This is a genomic window from Salicibibacter halophilus, assembly GCF_006740705.1.
In the GTDB taxonomy this organism is placed as follows: domain Bacteria; phylum Bacillota; class Bacilli; order Bacillales; family Marinococcaceae; genus Salicibibacter; species Salicibibacter halophilus.
Genome location: NZ_CP035485.1, coordinates 1,808,673 through 1,821,278, shown reverse-complemented (window position 1 = coordinate 1,821,278; position 12,606 = coordinate 1,808,673). Strand labels below are relative to the sequence as shown.

At 45.9% G+C, this 12,606-nt stretch carries 14 protein-coding genes; all 14 read left to right on the top strand.

Features of this window, described 5'->3' with window-relative positions; translation table 11 throughout:
• Nucleotides 1–50 precede the first annotated feature (50 nt).
• A complete protein-coding gene (locus EPH95_RS08795; protein WP_142089189.1) occupies nucleotides 51–509 on the top strand; it encodes an acyl-CoA thioesterase in 459 nt (152 codons plus the stop codon).
• A 122-nt stretch (nucleotides 510–631) separates the two neighbouring features.
• Complete coding sequence (locus EPH95_RS19655) at nucleotides 632–1,231, top strand: Na+ dependent nucleoside transporter N-terminal domain-containing protein (RefSeq protein ID WP_319592832.1); 600 nt, start codon at nucleotides 632–634, stop codon at nucleotides 1,229–1,231.
• Nucleotides 1,207–1,854 carry a nucleoside transporter C-terminal domain-containing protein gene (locus EPH95_RS19650; RefSeq protein ID WP_319592831.1) on the top strand — a complete coding sequence of 216 codons (648 nt, stop codon included), beginning with the start codon at nucleotides 1,207–1,209 and terminating at the stop codon, nucleotides 1,852–1,854. Before EPH95_RS19655 ends, EPH95_RS19650 begins: the two co-directional genes overlap by 25 nt.
• A gap of 526 nt (nucleotides 1,855–2,380) precedes the next feature.
• Complete coding sequence (locus EPH95_RS08785; protein ID WP_142087587.1) at nucleotides 2,381–4,126, top strand: IS1634 family transposase; 1,746 nt, start codon at nucleotides 2,381–2,383, stop codon at nucleotides 4,124–4,126.
• Nucleotides 4,127–4,291: 165 nt separating this feature from the next.
• Complete coding sequence (locus EPH95_RS08780; RefSeq protein ID WP_142089187.1) at nucleotides 4,292–5,035, top strand: hypothetical protein; 744 nt, start codon at nucleotides 4,292–4,294, stop codon at nucleotides 5,033–5,035.
• Between the two features lie 5 nt (nucleotides 5,036–5,040).
• On the top strand, nucleotides 5,041–5,796 hold the full coding sequence (locus EPH95_RS08775; RefSeq protein WP_142089185.1) for a hypothetical protein: 756 nt from the start codon (nucleotides 5,041–5,043) through the stop codon (nucleotides 5,794–5,796).
• Nucleotides 5,774–6,163 carry a GntR family transcriptional regulator gene (locus EPH95_RS08770; RefSeq protein ID WP_142089183.1) on the top strand — a complete coding sequence of 130 codons (390 nt, stop codon included), beginning with the start codon at nucleotides 5,774–5,776 and terminating at the stop codon, nucleotides 6,161–6,163. The genes EPH95_RS08775 and EPH95_RS08770 overlap by 23 nt, the downstream gene beginning before the upstream one ends.
• 3 nt (nucleotides 6,164–6,166) lie before the next feature.
• Complete coding sequence (locus tag EPH95_RS08765) at nucleotides 6,167–7,045, top strand: ATP-binding cassette domain-containing protein (RefSeq protein ID WP_142089181.1); 879 nt, start codon at nucleotides 6,167–6,169, stop codon at nucleotides 7,043–7,045.
• A gap of 156 nt (nucleotides 7,046–7,201) precedes the next feature.
• A complete protein-coding gene (locus EPH95_RS18795; protein WP_160141696.1) occupies nucleotides 7,202–7,369 on the top strand; it encodes a hypothetical protein in 168 nt (55 codons plus the stop codon).
• Nucleotides 7,370–7,398: 29 nt separating this feature from the next.
• Entirely contained in the window at nucleotides 7,399–8,301 is a 903-nt protein-coding gene (locus tag EPH95_RS08760; RefSeq protein ID WP_142089179.1) for an ABC transporter ATP-binding protein, read from the top strand.
• Nucleotides 8,294–9,550 (top strand): ABC transporter permease, encoded by a 1,257-nt coding sequence (locus tag EPH95_RS08755; protein WP_142089177.1) that lies wholly within the window; start codon nucleotides 8,294–8,296, stop codon nucleotides 9,548–9,550. The genes EPH95_RS08760 and EPH95_RS08755 overlap by 8 nt, the downstream gene beginning before the upstream one ends.
• 353 nt (nucleotides 9,551–9,903) lie before the next feature.
• Entirely contained in the window at nucleotides 9,904–10,716 is an 813-nt protein-coding gene (locus EPH95_RS08750) for a nuclease-related domain-containing protein (RefSeq protein WP_160141695.1), read from the top strand.
• 373 nt (nucleotides 10,717–11,089) lie between these two features.
• Nucleotides 11,090–12,265: a MalY/PatB family protein gene (locus EPH95_RS08745; RefSeq protein WP_142089173.1), complete on the top strand. Its 1,176-nt coding sequence runs from the start codon at nucleotides 11,090–11,092 to the stop codon at nucleotides 12,263–12,265.
• Between the two features lie 89 nt (nucleotides 12,266–12,354).
• Nucleotides 12,355–12,606 carry a hypothetical protein gene (locus tag EPH95_RS18790; protein ID WP_227004107.1) on the top strand — a complete coding sequence of 84 codons (252 nt, stop codon included), beginning with the start codon at nucleotides 12,355–12,357 and terminating at the stop codon, nucleotides 12,604–12,606.

Genomic DNA, 12,606 nt, shown 5'->3' with positions numbered 1-12,606 from the left:
GTCAAAAAATGTAGTTTTATTAGGGACTTATGAAAAGAAAGGGGATCAGCATGAGCGAACAAAAAGAAACGCGGCCAATGTCCCGTTCCCATACCCTTCAATCGCATCTGGTAAGCCCATCGGATACCAATCATTTGCAAACGATTTTCGGCGGCAATGTTCTTGCATATATCGATGAAGCTGCAGCAATTGCAGCGATGCGGCATTCGGGGGAAATCGTCGTCACTGCTTCCGTGGACAGCGTCGATTTCCATGAAGCCGTAAAATCGGGGGATCTTGTTAATGTTGAAGCATGGGTAGCAACGACCGGCCGTACATCGATGGTTGTTTATGTTCACGTGAGTGTAGAGAATCCGGCGACCGGAGACACAAGAACAACGGCCACGTCTTTTGTGACAATGGTAGCAATAGATGATGAAGGGAAACCGACGGAAATTCCCGCTGTTTTCGGTGGAACGGAAGAGGAAGAGCAAATCATCGAACTTGCTCACAACCGTAAGAACGGCTGATAATGGAAATGTCCGTGCACATATTGTGAAAGGCACCATGACCATGGTAATCTAACGTTGAACCTAGTTCTTCATACAAGCATTAATTTTCCATCAAAAATTTCACAGGGGGAGCGCGAGATATGGAGTTATTGGGCAACATTGCATGGGGGCTTGTAGCAATCGTTGTATTGTTGGGCCTCGCTTTCTTGCTGTCAGTGGACCGAAAAAATATTAATGTAAAGACTGTTTTAGGCGCGTTGGCGATTCAGATTGCCATCGGTTTGCTTTTCCTCGGCTGGGGTGTAGGCGAAGAAGTGCTGGCCGTTCTCAGTCAATTTGTAACCGGTATTTTAGGGGCTGCAGATGCCGGGATTGAATTTTTGTTCGGGGAAGAAATGATGGCGCTAAATGATGGAAACACATTTTTCATTCACGTTTTGTCTGTCATTATTTTCTTCGCAGCTTTAATGGGTGTACTTTTTTACATAGGATTTATGCCTTGGTTGATTAAAATTCTGGGCGGTTTCATTTCAAAAGTCTTGGGGATAAGTAAAGTGGAATCTATCGCGGCAACCGTGAATATATTTGTCGGGATTACAGAGTCGCCGCTTACGATCAAGCCTTACTTGAGTCAAATGACTCGTTCGGAATTTTTTACGGTGATGACGGTTGGATTGGGGACCGTTGCCGGATCAGTCCTCGGGGTCTGGTCGCGATGGGAGCACCGGTGGATTATTTGATTGTAGCGAGTTTTATGGCAGCCCCGGCCGGGCTTGTCATGGCTAAAATGGTCGTTCCCGAATCTGAACACAGCAAGACGACGGATGATGTTAAACTCGAAAGAGATAAAGACACAAGAAACGTAATTGATGCGGCGGCAAGAGGGACAACTGATGGGTTGCAGTTGGCCTTGAACGTTGGTGCAATGGTGCTTGCCTTTGTATCACTTGTGGAAGTAGTTGATTTAGGTCTTGGGCTTATTAGTCAGGATTTGACCATCGCTACCATATTTGGTTTTGTATTTTCTCCTTTGGCTTTCTTGATCGGTGTGCCTTGGGAACAAGCGATGTTAGTCGGACAAATGATCGCCGAGAAAACGATTATCAACGAGTTTGTCGGTTTCGGCACTTTGATTGAAGCGATGGAAGCAGGAGCGATTACGGATCCGAGAACAATCGCGATTGCAACCTTTGCACTGTGCGGGTTTGCCAACATCGGTACGATCGCGATTATGATCGGCGGTTTAGGCGCGCTTGTACCGGAACGTCGCCAGGAAATTGCCCAGTTTGGGCCGCGGGCGTTGTTGGCCGCGATCCTCGGAAATTTGATGAACGGCGCGATTGCCGGTATGCTTATATTGTAAAAAAAGGGAAGTATAAAAGTGCAACGCGATTAGAAACCTGTTGCAGGGTTGTTGCGGCTTCTTATGAGTCCCGAAGTGGTTTAGAATCAGCCCGTACGGTAGTCATAAAAGGTTTATGGAGCCCAAATCAAACGCAAATCAATACGAGTGGTCACCATGGAAGCTTCATGGTGACCGAATCGAATCCAACTCGACGCGTACGGTAGTCATGAACGGGCCATGAAGCCCGAAACGCCCCCGATATATCGATTCCGGGTGCTATGGATATCATCAGATGAGTGCAACTATACATGAAAATTATCCTCAATATTGACACGTCCAAACATGGGCGTGTTTTTTATTTTAAAAAAAAACCGTTGCAAAATGATGTTTAATGTTATACTGTGTATATAGATATAAACAGATGAACAGTGGGAGTTGTTCATCCCATATTTCGCGCCCGTTTAAGCGTCAAATTTAATTTTTGCAGGAATTTGGCCTTCTTGTATCAAAGTGTAGAAGGAAGCCAGATTTTGAGGTGATTCCTGTGACTGAATCCATGGAAGGTATATCGGGCTTTCAAACGGTGCGTCTCGGCTCCACTCCCGTGATTCGCCAATTGATTGAAGAAGCTGGATTGGTCGAACGTATCGATAGACTTTCTCCCGTCAAAAAGGAAGATTGCCAAGTGTCCGTGGGCACACGGATCGCCGCTTTGATCATCAACCAATTGTCTGATCGTAAGCCCCTCTTCAAGGTCGAAGCATTCTATGAAAACCAAGATGTTGAATTGCTGTTCGGCCCAGGCGTCACTGCGAGTGATTTCAATGATGATGCGCTGGGACGGGCCTTAGATGCCCTTTATAACGCCGGGCTTGAAGAGATTTGTATGCACAGCATTCAAGGGGTGCAATCCTGCGTCAACCTTACGTGGGAAGGGCTGCACGCTGATACCACGTCCTTTGTATATACAGGTGCACCCAAAAACGACCCCGATGATGAGGCGTTATTAAAAATCGTCCATGGCCACACCAAAGATCATCGCCCGGATGCTCCGCAGATTAAATTCGGGTTGACGACATCACCGGAGGGCATCCCCGTCTATGCCGACGTCTTAAACGGCAATCAGGATGATAAAACATGGAACGCGAAAGTCATGAAAGCTCTGAGACAATGGTACGAGCCGGATCAGTTGGCCCAAGCGATTTTTATCGCGGACAGCGCACTGGTCACCGAAGACAATTTAAAAATGGTCCAAGGCAAAGGGGATCAGCCAGATTTTCAGTTTTTATCCCGGTTGCCGGAAAATTTTAAAGTGGCCAAAACACTGAAAGAAAAAGCCTTGAAGGACGATGAAAATGAATGGGAAGATATTGGCCACTTTGTCAACCGCAAAGGGGCGGCTTCTTATCACACCTATCCCGCCAAAGAGAAACTGCACGGAAACCCCTACCGGTTTCTGGTTGTTCAATCCGATCAAATGGATGGTCGGAAGAAAAAGAAGATCGACAACCAACTCAAAAATGAAAAGCAAAGCTGTCGCAAAGAGCAAAAAGAGCTGGAAAGCCGGGACTTTGCTTGTGAGGCCGATGCCGAAGCTGCGCTTGCCGACTTTCTCAAGCACCATCACAAAGGGTATCATACGTTTGAAGGCACCGTGGTCCGTGAAGAGGTGCCCGGCAAACGCGAGAAACGCGGGCGTCCCAAAAAAGGGGAACCGCCGCCTCCGCCGGTCACCGTCTATCGTGCCCAATTAGAGCTGCAATCCCCGTCGGAAGAGACCCTCGAACAGCTTCGCAAAGAAGCGTCCATCTTTATCCTGGTCACCAATGCGGGCAACGACACGGCCTCCGACGTGGACCTATTGAAAGGCTATAAAGGCCAACAAACCGTGGAAAATCGCTTCCGGTTTCTCAAGGATCCGTTTTTTGTCCGACGGCTTTTCTTGGAAAAACCCCGCCGTGTCGAAGCTTTTGCTTATGTGATGATGATGAGTATGATGATTTATTCCCTGTTCGAATACCTCATTCGCACAAGCATGGAAACAGATGACGAGCCCCTGAATTTGATGGGGGGCGGTGGCCGTCGAAGCATTCGCCCGACGGGCGAAGCTGTCTTAGAACTGCTGGATACCGTCGATATTATTCACATGGAGATCGACGGTCAACTCCGACGGTTGTTTCCGGATAATCATGAGCCGCAATTGGACCGCATCCTCAGTTTGTTAGGGATGGATCGGAGCGTTTATACGACACCGTTTAGCTCAAAAGCTGTCGAAATCAATAGCCAGTAATCATAGCTCGGGCATTCCTTTGCTCGTTTGATGTCGAATGACGAGGGAATGGCTCAACATTTGTCTTGTGCATATTATTCAAAGGCATTCATTCCCTGAACGGCATGTCCATACCAACCAAAAGAAATTACCTGGATGTTGCCCTCGCGAAATCTGGGGTTCATAATGGTAAGGGATGTATTCCGTCTGGCTTGGTTTGAATGGAAGAATGTGAGTATTCGGGGTGTGGTTGGAGCGCTTTTCGTGCTGATCTGTTACGCCATTCTCTTAGTTTTTGTTGCGGGATTAGCAGAAGATGAAGGAATAGCCATTTTATTGGACTTTTGGTTTATTTTAGCGAGCATCCTCTGGCTTGGCATGTCTCAGTTCAGCGGTGCACCGTTTAATATTGCGAAAATGAACGATCATTTACTTTCGACGCCATTTTATCGTTATGCGAAGCGTTTACCGGTATCGGAAGTGGCATTATTCCGTAGTCGTTTACTTGTGAAAGTCGTGTACCTAACTGTGCTCACGTTCGCCATGGTGTCGTTGGCAGTAATCTTTGTTCCCAACCCGTTTCCGTTCTCCTTGGGAGATAATATCTTTATAAGCTTCGCTGCTTTTTGGGTCGCAATTGCTATGATTTCCACGATGAACGCCATAAATGAAATTGGATACAGCTTGAAAGAAGATACGAAAATGAACCTGAAAAGTTTTGCCTGGATGATCGGATTCTTGGTCTTCTACCTCGTCATTTGGATATGGCTCATTCCTTATAATGGTACATTTGTGCAGTTTACGATTGAGTATTCAGCAGCCAATCCCACAGCGATGTTGGGCATCTCTATCGCCATTGTATTAGTAACATTATTCCTGGTGGAATATGGCGGCAGGAAGAAGATACGGAAACAAGGATATAGGAGGTGAAGGACGTGAAAGAAATCGTTCGGTTAGCGCTGTTTGAATGGAGGCAAATGGGTGTATCCGGTTTTTTAAATGGACTCCTCGCTTGTGCATTAATAGCCTTATTAATTCATGTCATTGCAAATAGGGATCCTGAGATGAATGTGGGGACTGCCATTCCGGAAGCTGTCTTTTTAATCTTTGGAGTTCTGGTGTTATTGGGCAATATCCACCTCCAAGGTTTCCGGTTGGCAGAACTGCCGCCTTCAAAATGGTCAAGTGCTTTTTATACGTATGCAAGACGCCTCCCCGTATCCGAGAGGCAGCTATTTTATAGCAGAATACTGGTGAAGGGTGTGCAAGCGCCTGTCATCATGATGATCGGCATTTGTGTTGTAACGGTCTTTACGAATGTGTTCCCTTTTTCATTCATGGATCCCGCCTTTTACAGTTTTCTCGTTTTTTGGGCAGCTATTGCCTTTGTAGCGGTACACCTTGCACTCGAGGAGGTTGGGGTTCGTTACCAAAAAAGGCTCCACCTTTATAGTCAAGCGTATATAGTATCTTTCATTTATGTATTGCTCTATTTCGTCGCATGGGTTTGGCTTGCCCCAATTGATCGCACGTTCATGGCATTTACGATTCACCTGGCTGAGGAAGGCTCTTTCCTGCTTAATGGCTTGATTGCCATCAGCATTATTAGTGTCACCCTCCTTATCGTCCTGCTATTAGGTCATAGACGGATTAAGCGGAAGGGAGGGGATGTCCGTGCCGCTCCCGATTGAAGTTAATGAAGACCGGCAAGAGCCAATCTATTATCAAATCGAAGAGCAGGTGAAAGCGCTTATCGTGTCCGGTTATTTGCCCGCGGATACAGCCCTCCCGTCCATTCGCGCGCTCGCCACTGATCTGGGATGCAGCGTGATTACAACACGACGCGCGTATCAAAATTTGGAGCAAGACGCCTATATCAAAACACACCGCGGCAAGGGAACGTTCGTTCAAGAAGTGGGGAAAAAGAAACGATCGATGTTAAAAGAACAAGCAGTTCAGGACGCCCTCCGGCAAGCGGTGAGAACAGCCCGCCAACATGAGTATACGGATGCGGAGATTAAGCAACTGCTGAATATTGTTTTGAGAGAGGAGAGATAAGCGATGCAGACACTGACGTGCGAAAATATTGTCAGGAAAATGGGGGATGATTTTACGCTCGGCCCTATCAATCTAGAGATCCCAGCCGGAACGATTACAGCGTTGATCGGAAATAATGGCGCCGGCAAAACAACGCTGTTTGAAGCGTGGAGCGGTGATTACCCCGGGGAGGGAGAAACGAATATCCTCGGCTACAATATTCATGATGTCAAAGCAAAAGCCGCTTTCAGCTATGTCCCTCAAACCTTCCCGGAAGTGCTTCCTTTTCGGCTGCAACAACTACGGGATTTGCATGCAGCGCATGATGACAGCTGGCAAGAGGACCGCTTTCAAGCCTTTGTGCGGGAATTCAAGCTCCCGTTGCGCAAAAGAATCAGCAAGCTATCCGTCGGGATGCAACGCAAGGCGGTGATTGCCCTGCAAATCAGCCGTGATACATCGTTCCTGCTCCTTGATGAACCATTCGCCGGTCTGGATATGGAAGGGCAAACACAGTTGGAGAAAATCCTGATCCGTAAAATGGAAGAGGATCCTGATTGCAGCATCGTGTTTGCTACGCATATCGCGGATGAAGTGCAACGTTTAGCCGACTATATCGTGATTATGAAACATGGGAAAACACGGGAGGCGATAGAAAAAGATATACTCGCGCAACAATTTAAGCGAATATGGCTGGCGAACTCCGTTACCGGGGTTGAAGAGGCACCAGGCATCCAAGAAGTCAGTGTAGAGGGAACACCGCCCCAGATTTTAACGAGTGATGCCGAAGCGACGGAGGAATGGCTGGCGGATCGAGGCGTTCAAATTATGAAACGCGAAAGCTTGAGTTTGCATGAAAGCCTGCCGTTGATGCTCAGTGACGAGGAAACGAGAGAGGTGTAACTATGCCGGCTGCACGAAATCCAGACAGGTGAATGGTCGAATGAAGAAGCCACATCCATACTGATGGAAATATTGGAAGCGGGTACAGCTGACATCGAAGGCATTGACTCCCACGGATAAAAAGGTGGATCAACGGCTTTTGTCCTTAACCAGGCGATGTATGCGACAACCGATGACGGCAATGTCATGGAGGTGGTGATTTTGAACGATGATCTCAGTTGGTGGCAAAGTTTTAAACTGGGGAGAAACATGCCAATTTTTATCGAGCAATTTTTGGAAGATGAAACGTTTCGCAAAGAAGCATTGGAATCGATAACTGTTTGATTTTTATATTAAATCCAAAGGAGGATTTTATGACACTGGTCATTAATGATGTACAAAAGCAATTCGGCAAAAACAAGGCTGTGGATGGCTTATCCCTTAATGTAGAAAAAGGCAATATGTTCGGTATGCTTGGGGCGAACGGAGCGGGAAAGACTACCACTTTTCGGATGATTCTGGGCCTGCTGGATCCGACTAACGGTTCCGTAACTTGGGACGGAGAGCCTCTTTCTTATAAACGGACACATTTGGTGGGTTATCTCCCCGAGGAAAGAGGGTTATATCCGAAACTGACGGTAAAAGAACAACTGATTTATTTGATGAGACTCAAAGGGATGAAAAAGACGGATATTGTTGAAGTCATGCGCGCGTGGCTGGGAAAATTTCAAGTTCCGGAATATGAAAACAAGAAAATTGAAGAATTATCAAAAGGGAATCAGCAAAAAATTCAATTTATCGCGGCCGTTTTGCATGACCCCGAGCTGTTGATTTTGGATGAACCGTTTAGCGGCCTTGATCCGGTGAATACGGACATGTTGCGAGAAGCGGTGCAGGATTTGCAGGAAAAAGGAACGACGATTGTCTTTTCCAGCCACCAGATGAGGAATGTGGAAGAACTGTGTGAAGACCTTATTATGTTAAAACGTGGAAAACCTGTACTGCAGGGTAATTTGAAAAATATTAAACGATCTTACGGCATGAAGAACATCAGCATTCGAGCGGATTATGATTTACAATTTCTGGACGCCACTCCCGGGATTTTAAGCTTGGATAAAACAAAAGATGGAGCGACTGTCAAAGTAGAAAACGAACAAGTGGCTGAAGATCTTTTTTACACGGTTGCCCAGGAAGGGTTTGTTCGCAAATTTGAGGTAGAAGAGCCTTCTTTGCACGATATATTTATAGATGAAGCGGGGGATGACGAGGATGAGTAACTTTTGGACTACCGTTGGCCATACAGCGAGCAGACGTTTGAAATCGAAATCCTTCATGTGGTCCATGATTATAATGGTGCTTCTTATCATCGGGCTCATCAATGCAAATAATATTATGTCGTCGTTTACCGATGATGAAGAAATAGCCCCGAGTATCGCGGTTGTGGATAAAACGGAAGATACAATCGGTCAAAGGCTGGAAGGTTATGAAGAAGGGACCTTTGATTATGTGAACTATACAGAGGGCAATGAAGAAGACGCCATTGAAGCGGCGGAGGAAGAGGAATATGAACATGTGCTTGTACTCAGTGGAGATGCATTAAATCTTGAAGCGGATTTCTATGACAGTGACAGTGATTTCACGGTCAGCCAAGAAGTTAACCAGGATGTGCAAAATGTAAAAGAAGCATTGGCAGCAAGTGAATTGGATCTAAACGAAGAAGAACTGGAAATGATGTATGCCCCGATTTCTTTTAATGAGCAGCCCCTCACTCCGGAAGGAGAAGTGCAAACAGAGGAATCGCATATGCAGGCATACTGGATGGTATATGTGCTGGTTATGGCCACATACATCATTATTATTACGTTTGGAACGATGATTGCCACCGAAGTGGCAACAGAAAAATCCTCCCGTGTAATGGAACTGATAGTCTCAAGTGTCAATCCGGTCACGCAAATGTTAGGGAAACTTGTGGGCATAGGGATCGTTGGGATCATTAATCTTTTAGTGCTTGTCGCTGCGGCTGTCATCGGGGTTATGATGAGCGGCGATGATATGCTGCAGACGATCGTCGGGGAAGTGACGGACATTACGCTTCTGCTGTATGCCTTGGCTTTTATCATTCTCGGCTATTTTTTATATGGAGGCATCGCGGCAATGCTTGGCGCGCTTGTCAGCCGTGCCGAAGAAGTGAATCAAGCTTTGCAGCCTTTAATTATCGTCGCCATGATTGCCTTTTTCATCGCCATCTTTGGCTTAAACTCACCGGATGCGACGTTCATTCAAGTGATGTCTTACATTCCATTTTTTGCACCGCAGCTGTTATTCCTTCGCATCGGGATGGGAACGGTGCCAATGTGGGAGATTGTATTGATTATCGGCATCTTGATTCTCAGTGCCATACTCATCAATATTCTCGCGGCTCGCATCTATAAAGGCGGCGTGTTGATGTACGGAAAGTTTTCCTTTAAGAATGGCATGAAGCAAGCCGTGACGATGTCGAAGAAAGAGAAAAATGAACAAGGGTGACAAGGGAAGGCGTCTGATGGATGTAATCCCTCTAACCGGCGGTCGATCCCCACCGAGAGGGACAAAAGATGCGAAGTAATTCCTCAAAGAAAGATTGATCCGCTTCGAGAAAACCAAGGTACGAGAAGTAATCCCTCAAAAGGCGCGTACGCCATCTTGAAAGGTACAACAAACGTTAGCATTTTGTCGAAAACCTTGAAAAGAGCTCCCTCGGGGGCTTTTTTTTATGCTATACTTGCAAAAATGAAAGGAAGTGGGCAATGAAAATAGTTAAAGAACGTGAGCCGTCGCTTGAATTAAAAGTTTTGCGATTGTTGAAGCCGCGAATGAACCTTCCGGACCAGCAGCATTATGTGAATCTTGAAAAGGGTTATGCCGGCGAATTGAAACTAGACGTTTGGCTGGAAGGCCTTAGGAACGATTGCCTTGTCGTTAATGACTTGTTGCTTACGCACAAGGGAAAGGTTTTTCAAATTGATTCTTTGGTTATTTTTCAGAGTATGATTTATCTTTTTGACTCCAAATATCATAAAGGCAACTTTTATCTTGATGGCAATAAATGGAACACACTAGCCGATGATGAAATTAACAGCCCTTTGCCCCAGATGGAACGTTGCGAATCCCTCTTGCGCCAATTACTTCGCCAATGTTTAAACACGAACCTTCCGATTGAAGCCTTCCTTGTTTTTACCCACCCTGAATTTACACTGTATCACGCCTCCCCAAAGTTACCGGCGATTTTCCCCACTCAACTTCATTCATTTATGAAAAAAATGAACAAGCTGGATTCGAAGCTTAACCGGAGTCATGAAAAGCTTGCTGAACAGCTAGTTGCGCAGCATTTAAACAAGTCCCCTAATACTCAGTGGCCGGAGTATGATTTTGGACATTTGAAAAAAGGGGTGGTGTGTAGTAAATGTTCATCTTTTATGATAGAGAGGGGACGAATATGGATGTGTGCTGCATGTGGCCAAACAGAAAATGCTCAAGCCGCAATACTCCGAAGCATACAGGAATTCAAGATTCTGTTTCCGAAGGAAAAAATCACAAGCAATAAAATGCGTAAATGGTGCGCGGTGGAAGGTGATCGGAAAAAAGTTTATAGAACGCTTACGAATCATTTCAAAAAAGTCGGAAGTAGATCAGCGTCATATTATATTGATTGATCTAATGATCTCCGGAAAGATCCCCGAGAGGGGCAAGAAACACGATGTAATCCCTCGGGTGGAGGCCGAACTACTTTGAGAGGGACAAGAGAGGCAAAGTAATCCCTCAGGGAGAAGCCAACCTGCACTGAGAGAAACAAGAAAAGCAAAGTAATTCCTCGAGCGGAGGTTGAATTGCTTCGAGAGGAACAAGAGAAGCAAAGTAATCCCTCTAACCGGCGGTCGATCCCCGCCGAGAGGGACAAAAGGCGCTTTATGATGCTCAAACGGAGAACGTGTCATTCCCGTGATACTCATACCTTCTGCTTTAAAAGCACCTGCTCGTGGAGTACAATAGAAGGAGACAACAACAGGACCACAAGGAGGAACTTCCATGAACTTCGATGAGATTATTGAACGCAGAAATACAAACTCCATGAAATGGGATCATCTGAAGGCTGTTTATCAAGACGCTGACCTCTGGCCGATGTGGGTCGCGGATATGGACTTTCGGGCGCCCGAGTCCGTTTTGAACGCATTGGATGACGTGACCAGGCATGGCATATTTGGGTATCATCACCCGCCTCATTCGTTGCGAATCGCCATTCAAGATTGGACGTCACGACGCTTTGGCTGGGACGTTCAACCTGAGAATATGACGTTTACACCGGGTGTCGTCCCGGCCATTCACCATTTGATCAACGTATACAGCAATGAAGGGGATGGCATTATCATTCAAACCCCGGTGTATCACCCCTTTTTTGCGTTACTGAGAAGCAATCAGCGCGCGTTACTTGAGAATCGGTTGCTTCAAAGGGAAGATGGCAAGTACGATATTGATTTTGACGATCTTGAATCACAAATGAAAAAAGGCGCGAAAATCCTCATCTTATGCAGCCCTCACAATCCGGTTGGACGCGTGTGGTCCGAATCGGAACTCTCGAAGATTGCCGAGTTGTGCGCGCGTTATGAAGTCACAGTCATTTCTGATGAAATACATGCTGACCTCGTTTTGCAAGGGAACCATACGCCCTTCGCCAAGCTTGAGGCAGCGAAGGACTTGCAAGTCGCCACTTGCATGGCTCCGAGTAAAACATTTAATCTCGCGGCTTTGCAGCTGTCTTATGTGATTTTTAATGACAAAGACATGCAAAAGAAATTTGAGCAGCAAATGAAGCAAAATTTTATGGGGATTGGCAATCCGTATTCATCGGCAGCGGCCGAAGCAGCATATCGGCATGGCGAAGCTTGGTTGGAAGCACTGCTTACCTATATCCAAGGTAACGTTGATTATGTGCAAGAACGCCTGCAGCAGGAGATGCCGAGCATTCATGCGGCGAAGCCGGAAGCAACCTATTTGATGTGGCTTGATTTTCGAGAGCTGGAATTAACACAAGATGATTTACAGAATTGGCTTAGAAATGAAGGTCGAATCGCGTTAAACGACGGACACACATTTGGAAAAGCCGGCAGCGGTTTTGCAAGAATGAATGTGGCGGCCCCTCGCGAGCATGTTGTTGAAGGGATGAACCGATTAAAGACAGCGTATGATAAAATGAAAAACATATAGATTTTATGCTCGTTATTTTAATATTTTTCATCGAAATACCGTATTTTTTTAAAAGAAAAAGAGGAATTTAGGCATTCGTATAGAAGTGTTTGAATAAGCTAGTACAAAGAGAGATGAATAACGCATCGAATAAGGGCATCTCCACATTGACAAAGGGGAATTGTCTTATGATGGAAGAAAAGTTTAACGAAAAATTAGTAGAAGAATTTCAAGAGTTGTTACACCGGCCGCTTACGGAAGAGGAAATCGACTTCCTTTATTGGGTGGGCGATGAAAACTTCAAAAGAACGATGCCGAATGCTTCCGAAAAAAGGAACGAATGGACGGAAACTTTTGCTTGA

Coding starts and splice junctions, on each gene's coding strand:
- EPH95_RS08765 (WP_142089181.1), top strand. CDS start 6,167: ATGCAGACACTGACGTGCGAAAATATTGTCAGGAAAATGGGGGATGAT.
- EPH95_RS18795 (WP_160141696.1), top strand. CDS start 7,202: ATGTATGCGACAACCGATGACGGCAATGTCATGGAGGTGGTGATTTTG.
- EPH95_RS19650 (WP_319592831.1), top strand. CDS start 1,207: ATGGGAGCACCGGTGGATTATTTGATTGTAGCGAGTTTTATGGCAGCC.
- EPH95_RS08745 (WP_142089173.1), top strand. CDS start 11,090: ATGAACTTCGATGAGATTATTGAACGCAGAAATACAAACTCCATGAAA.
- EPH95_RS08770 (WP_142089183.1), top strand. CDS start 5,774: ATGTCCGTGCCGCTCCCGATTGAAGTTAATGAAGACCGGCAAGAGCCA.
- EPH95_RS08795 (WP_142089189.1), top strand. CDS start 51: ATGAGCGAACAAAAAGAAACGCGGCCAATGTCCCGTTCCCATACCCTT.
- EPH95_RS08780 (WP_142089187.1), top strand. CDS start 4,292: ATGGTAAGGGATGTATTCCGTCTGGCTTGGTTTGAATGGAAGAATGTG.
- EPH95_RS08755 (WP_142089177.1), top strand. CDS start 8,294: ATGAGTAACTTTTGGACTACCGTTGGCCATACAGCGAGCAGACGTTTG.
- EPH95_RS08760 (WP_142089179.1), top strand. CDS start 7,399: ATGACACTGGTCATTAATGATGTACAAAAGCAATTCGGCAAAAACAAG.
- EPH95_RS19655 (WP_319592832.1), top strand. CDS start 632: ATGGAGTTATTGGGCAACATTGCATGGGGGCTTGTAGCAATCGTTGTA.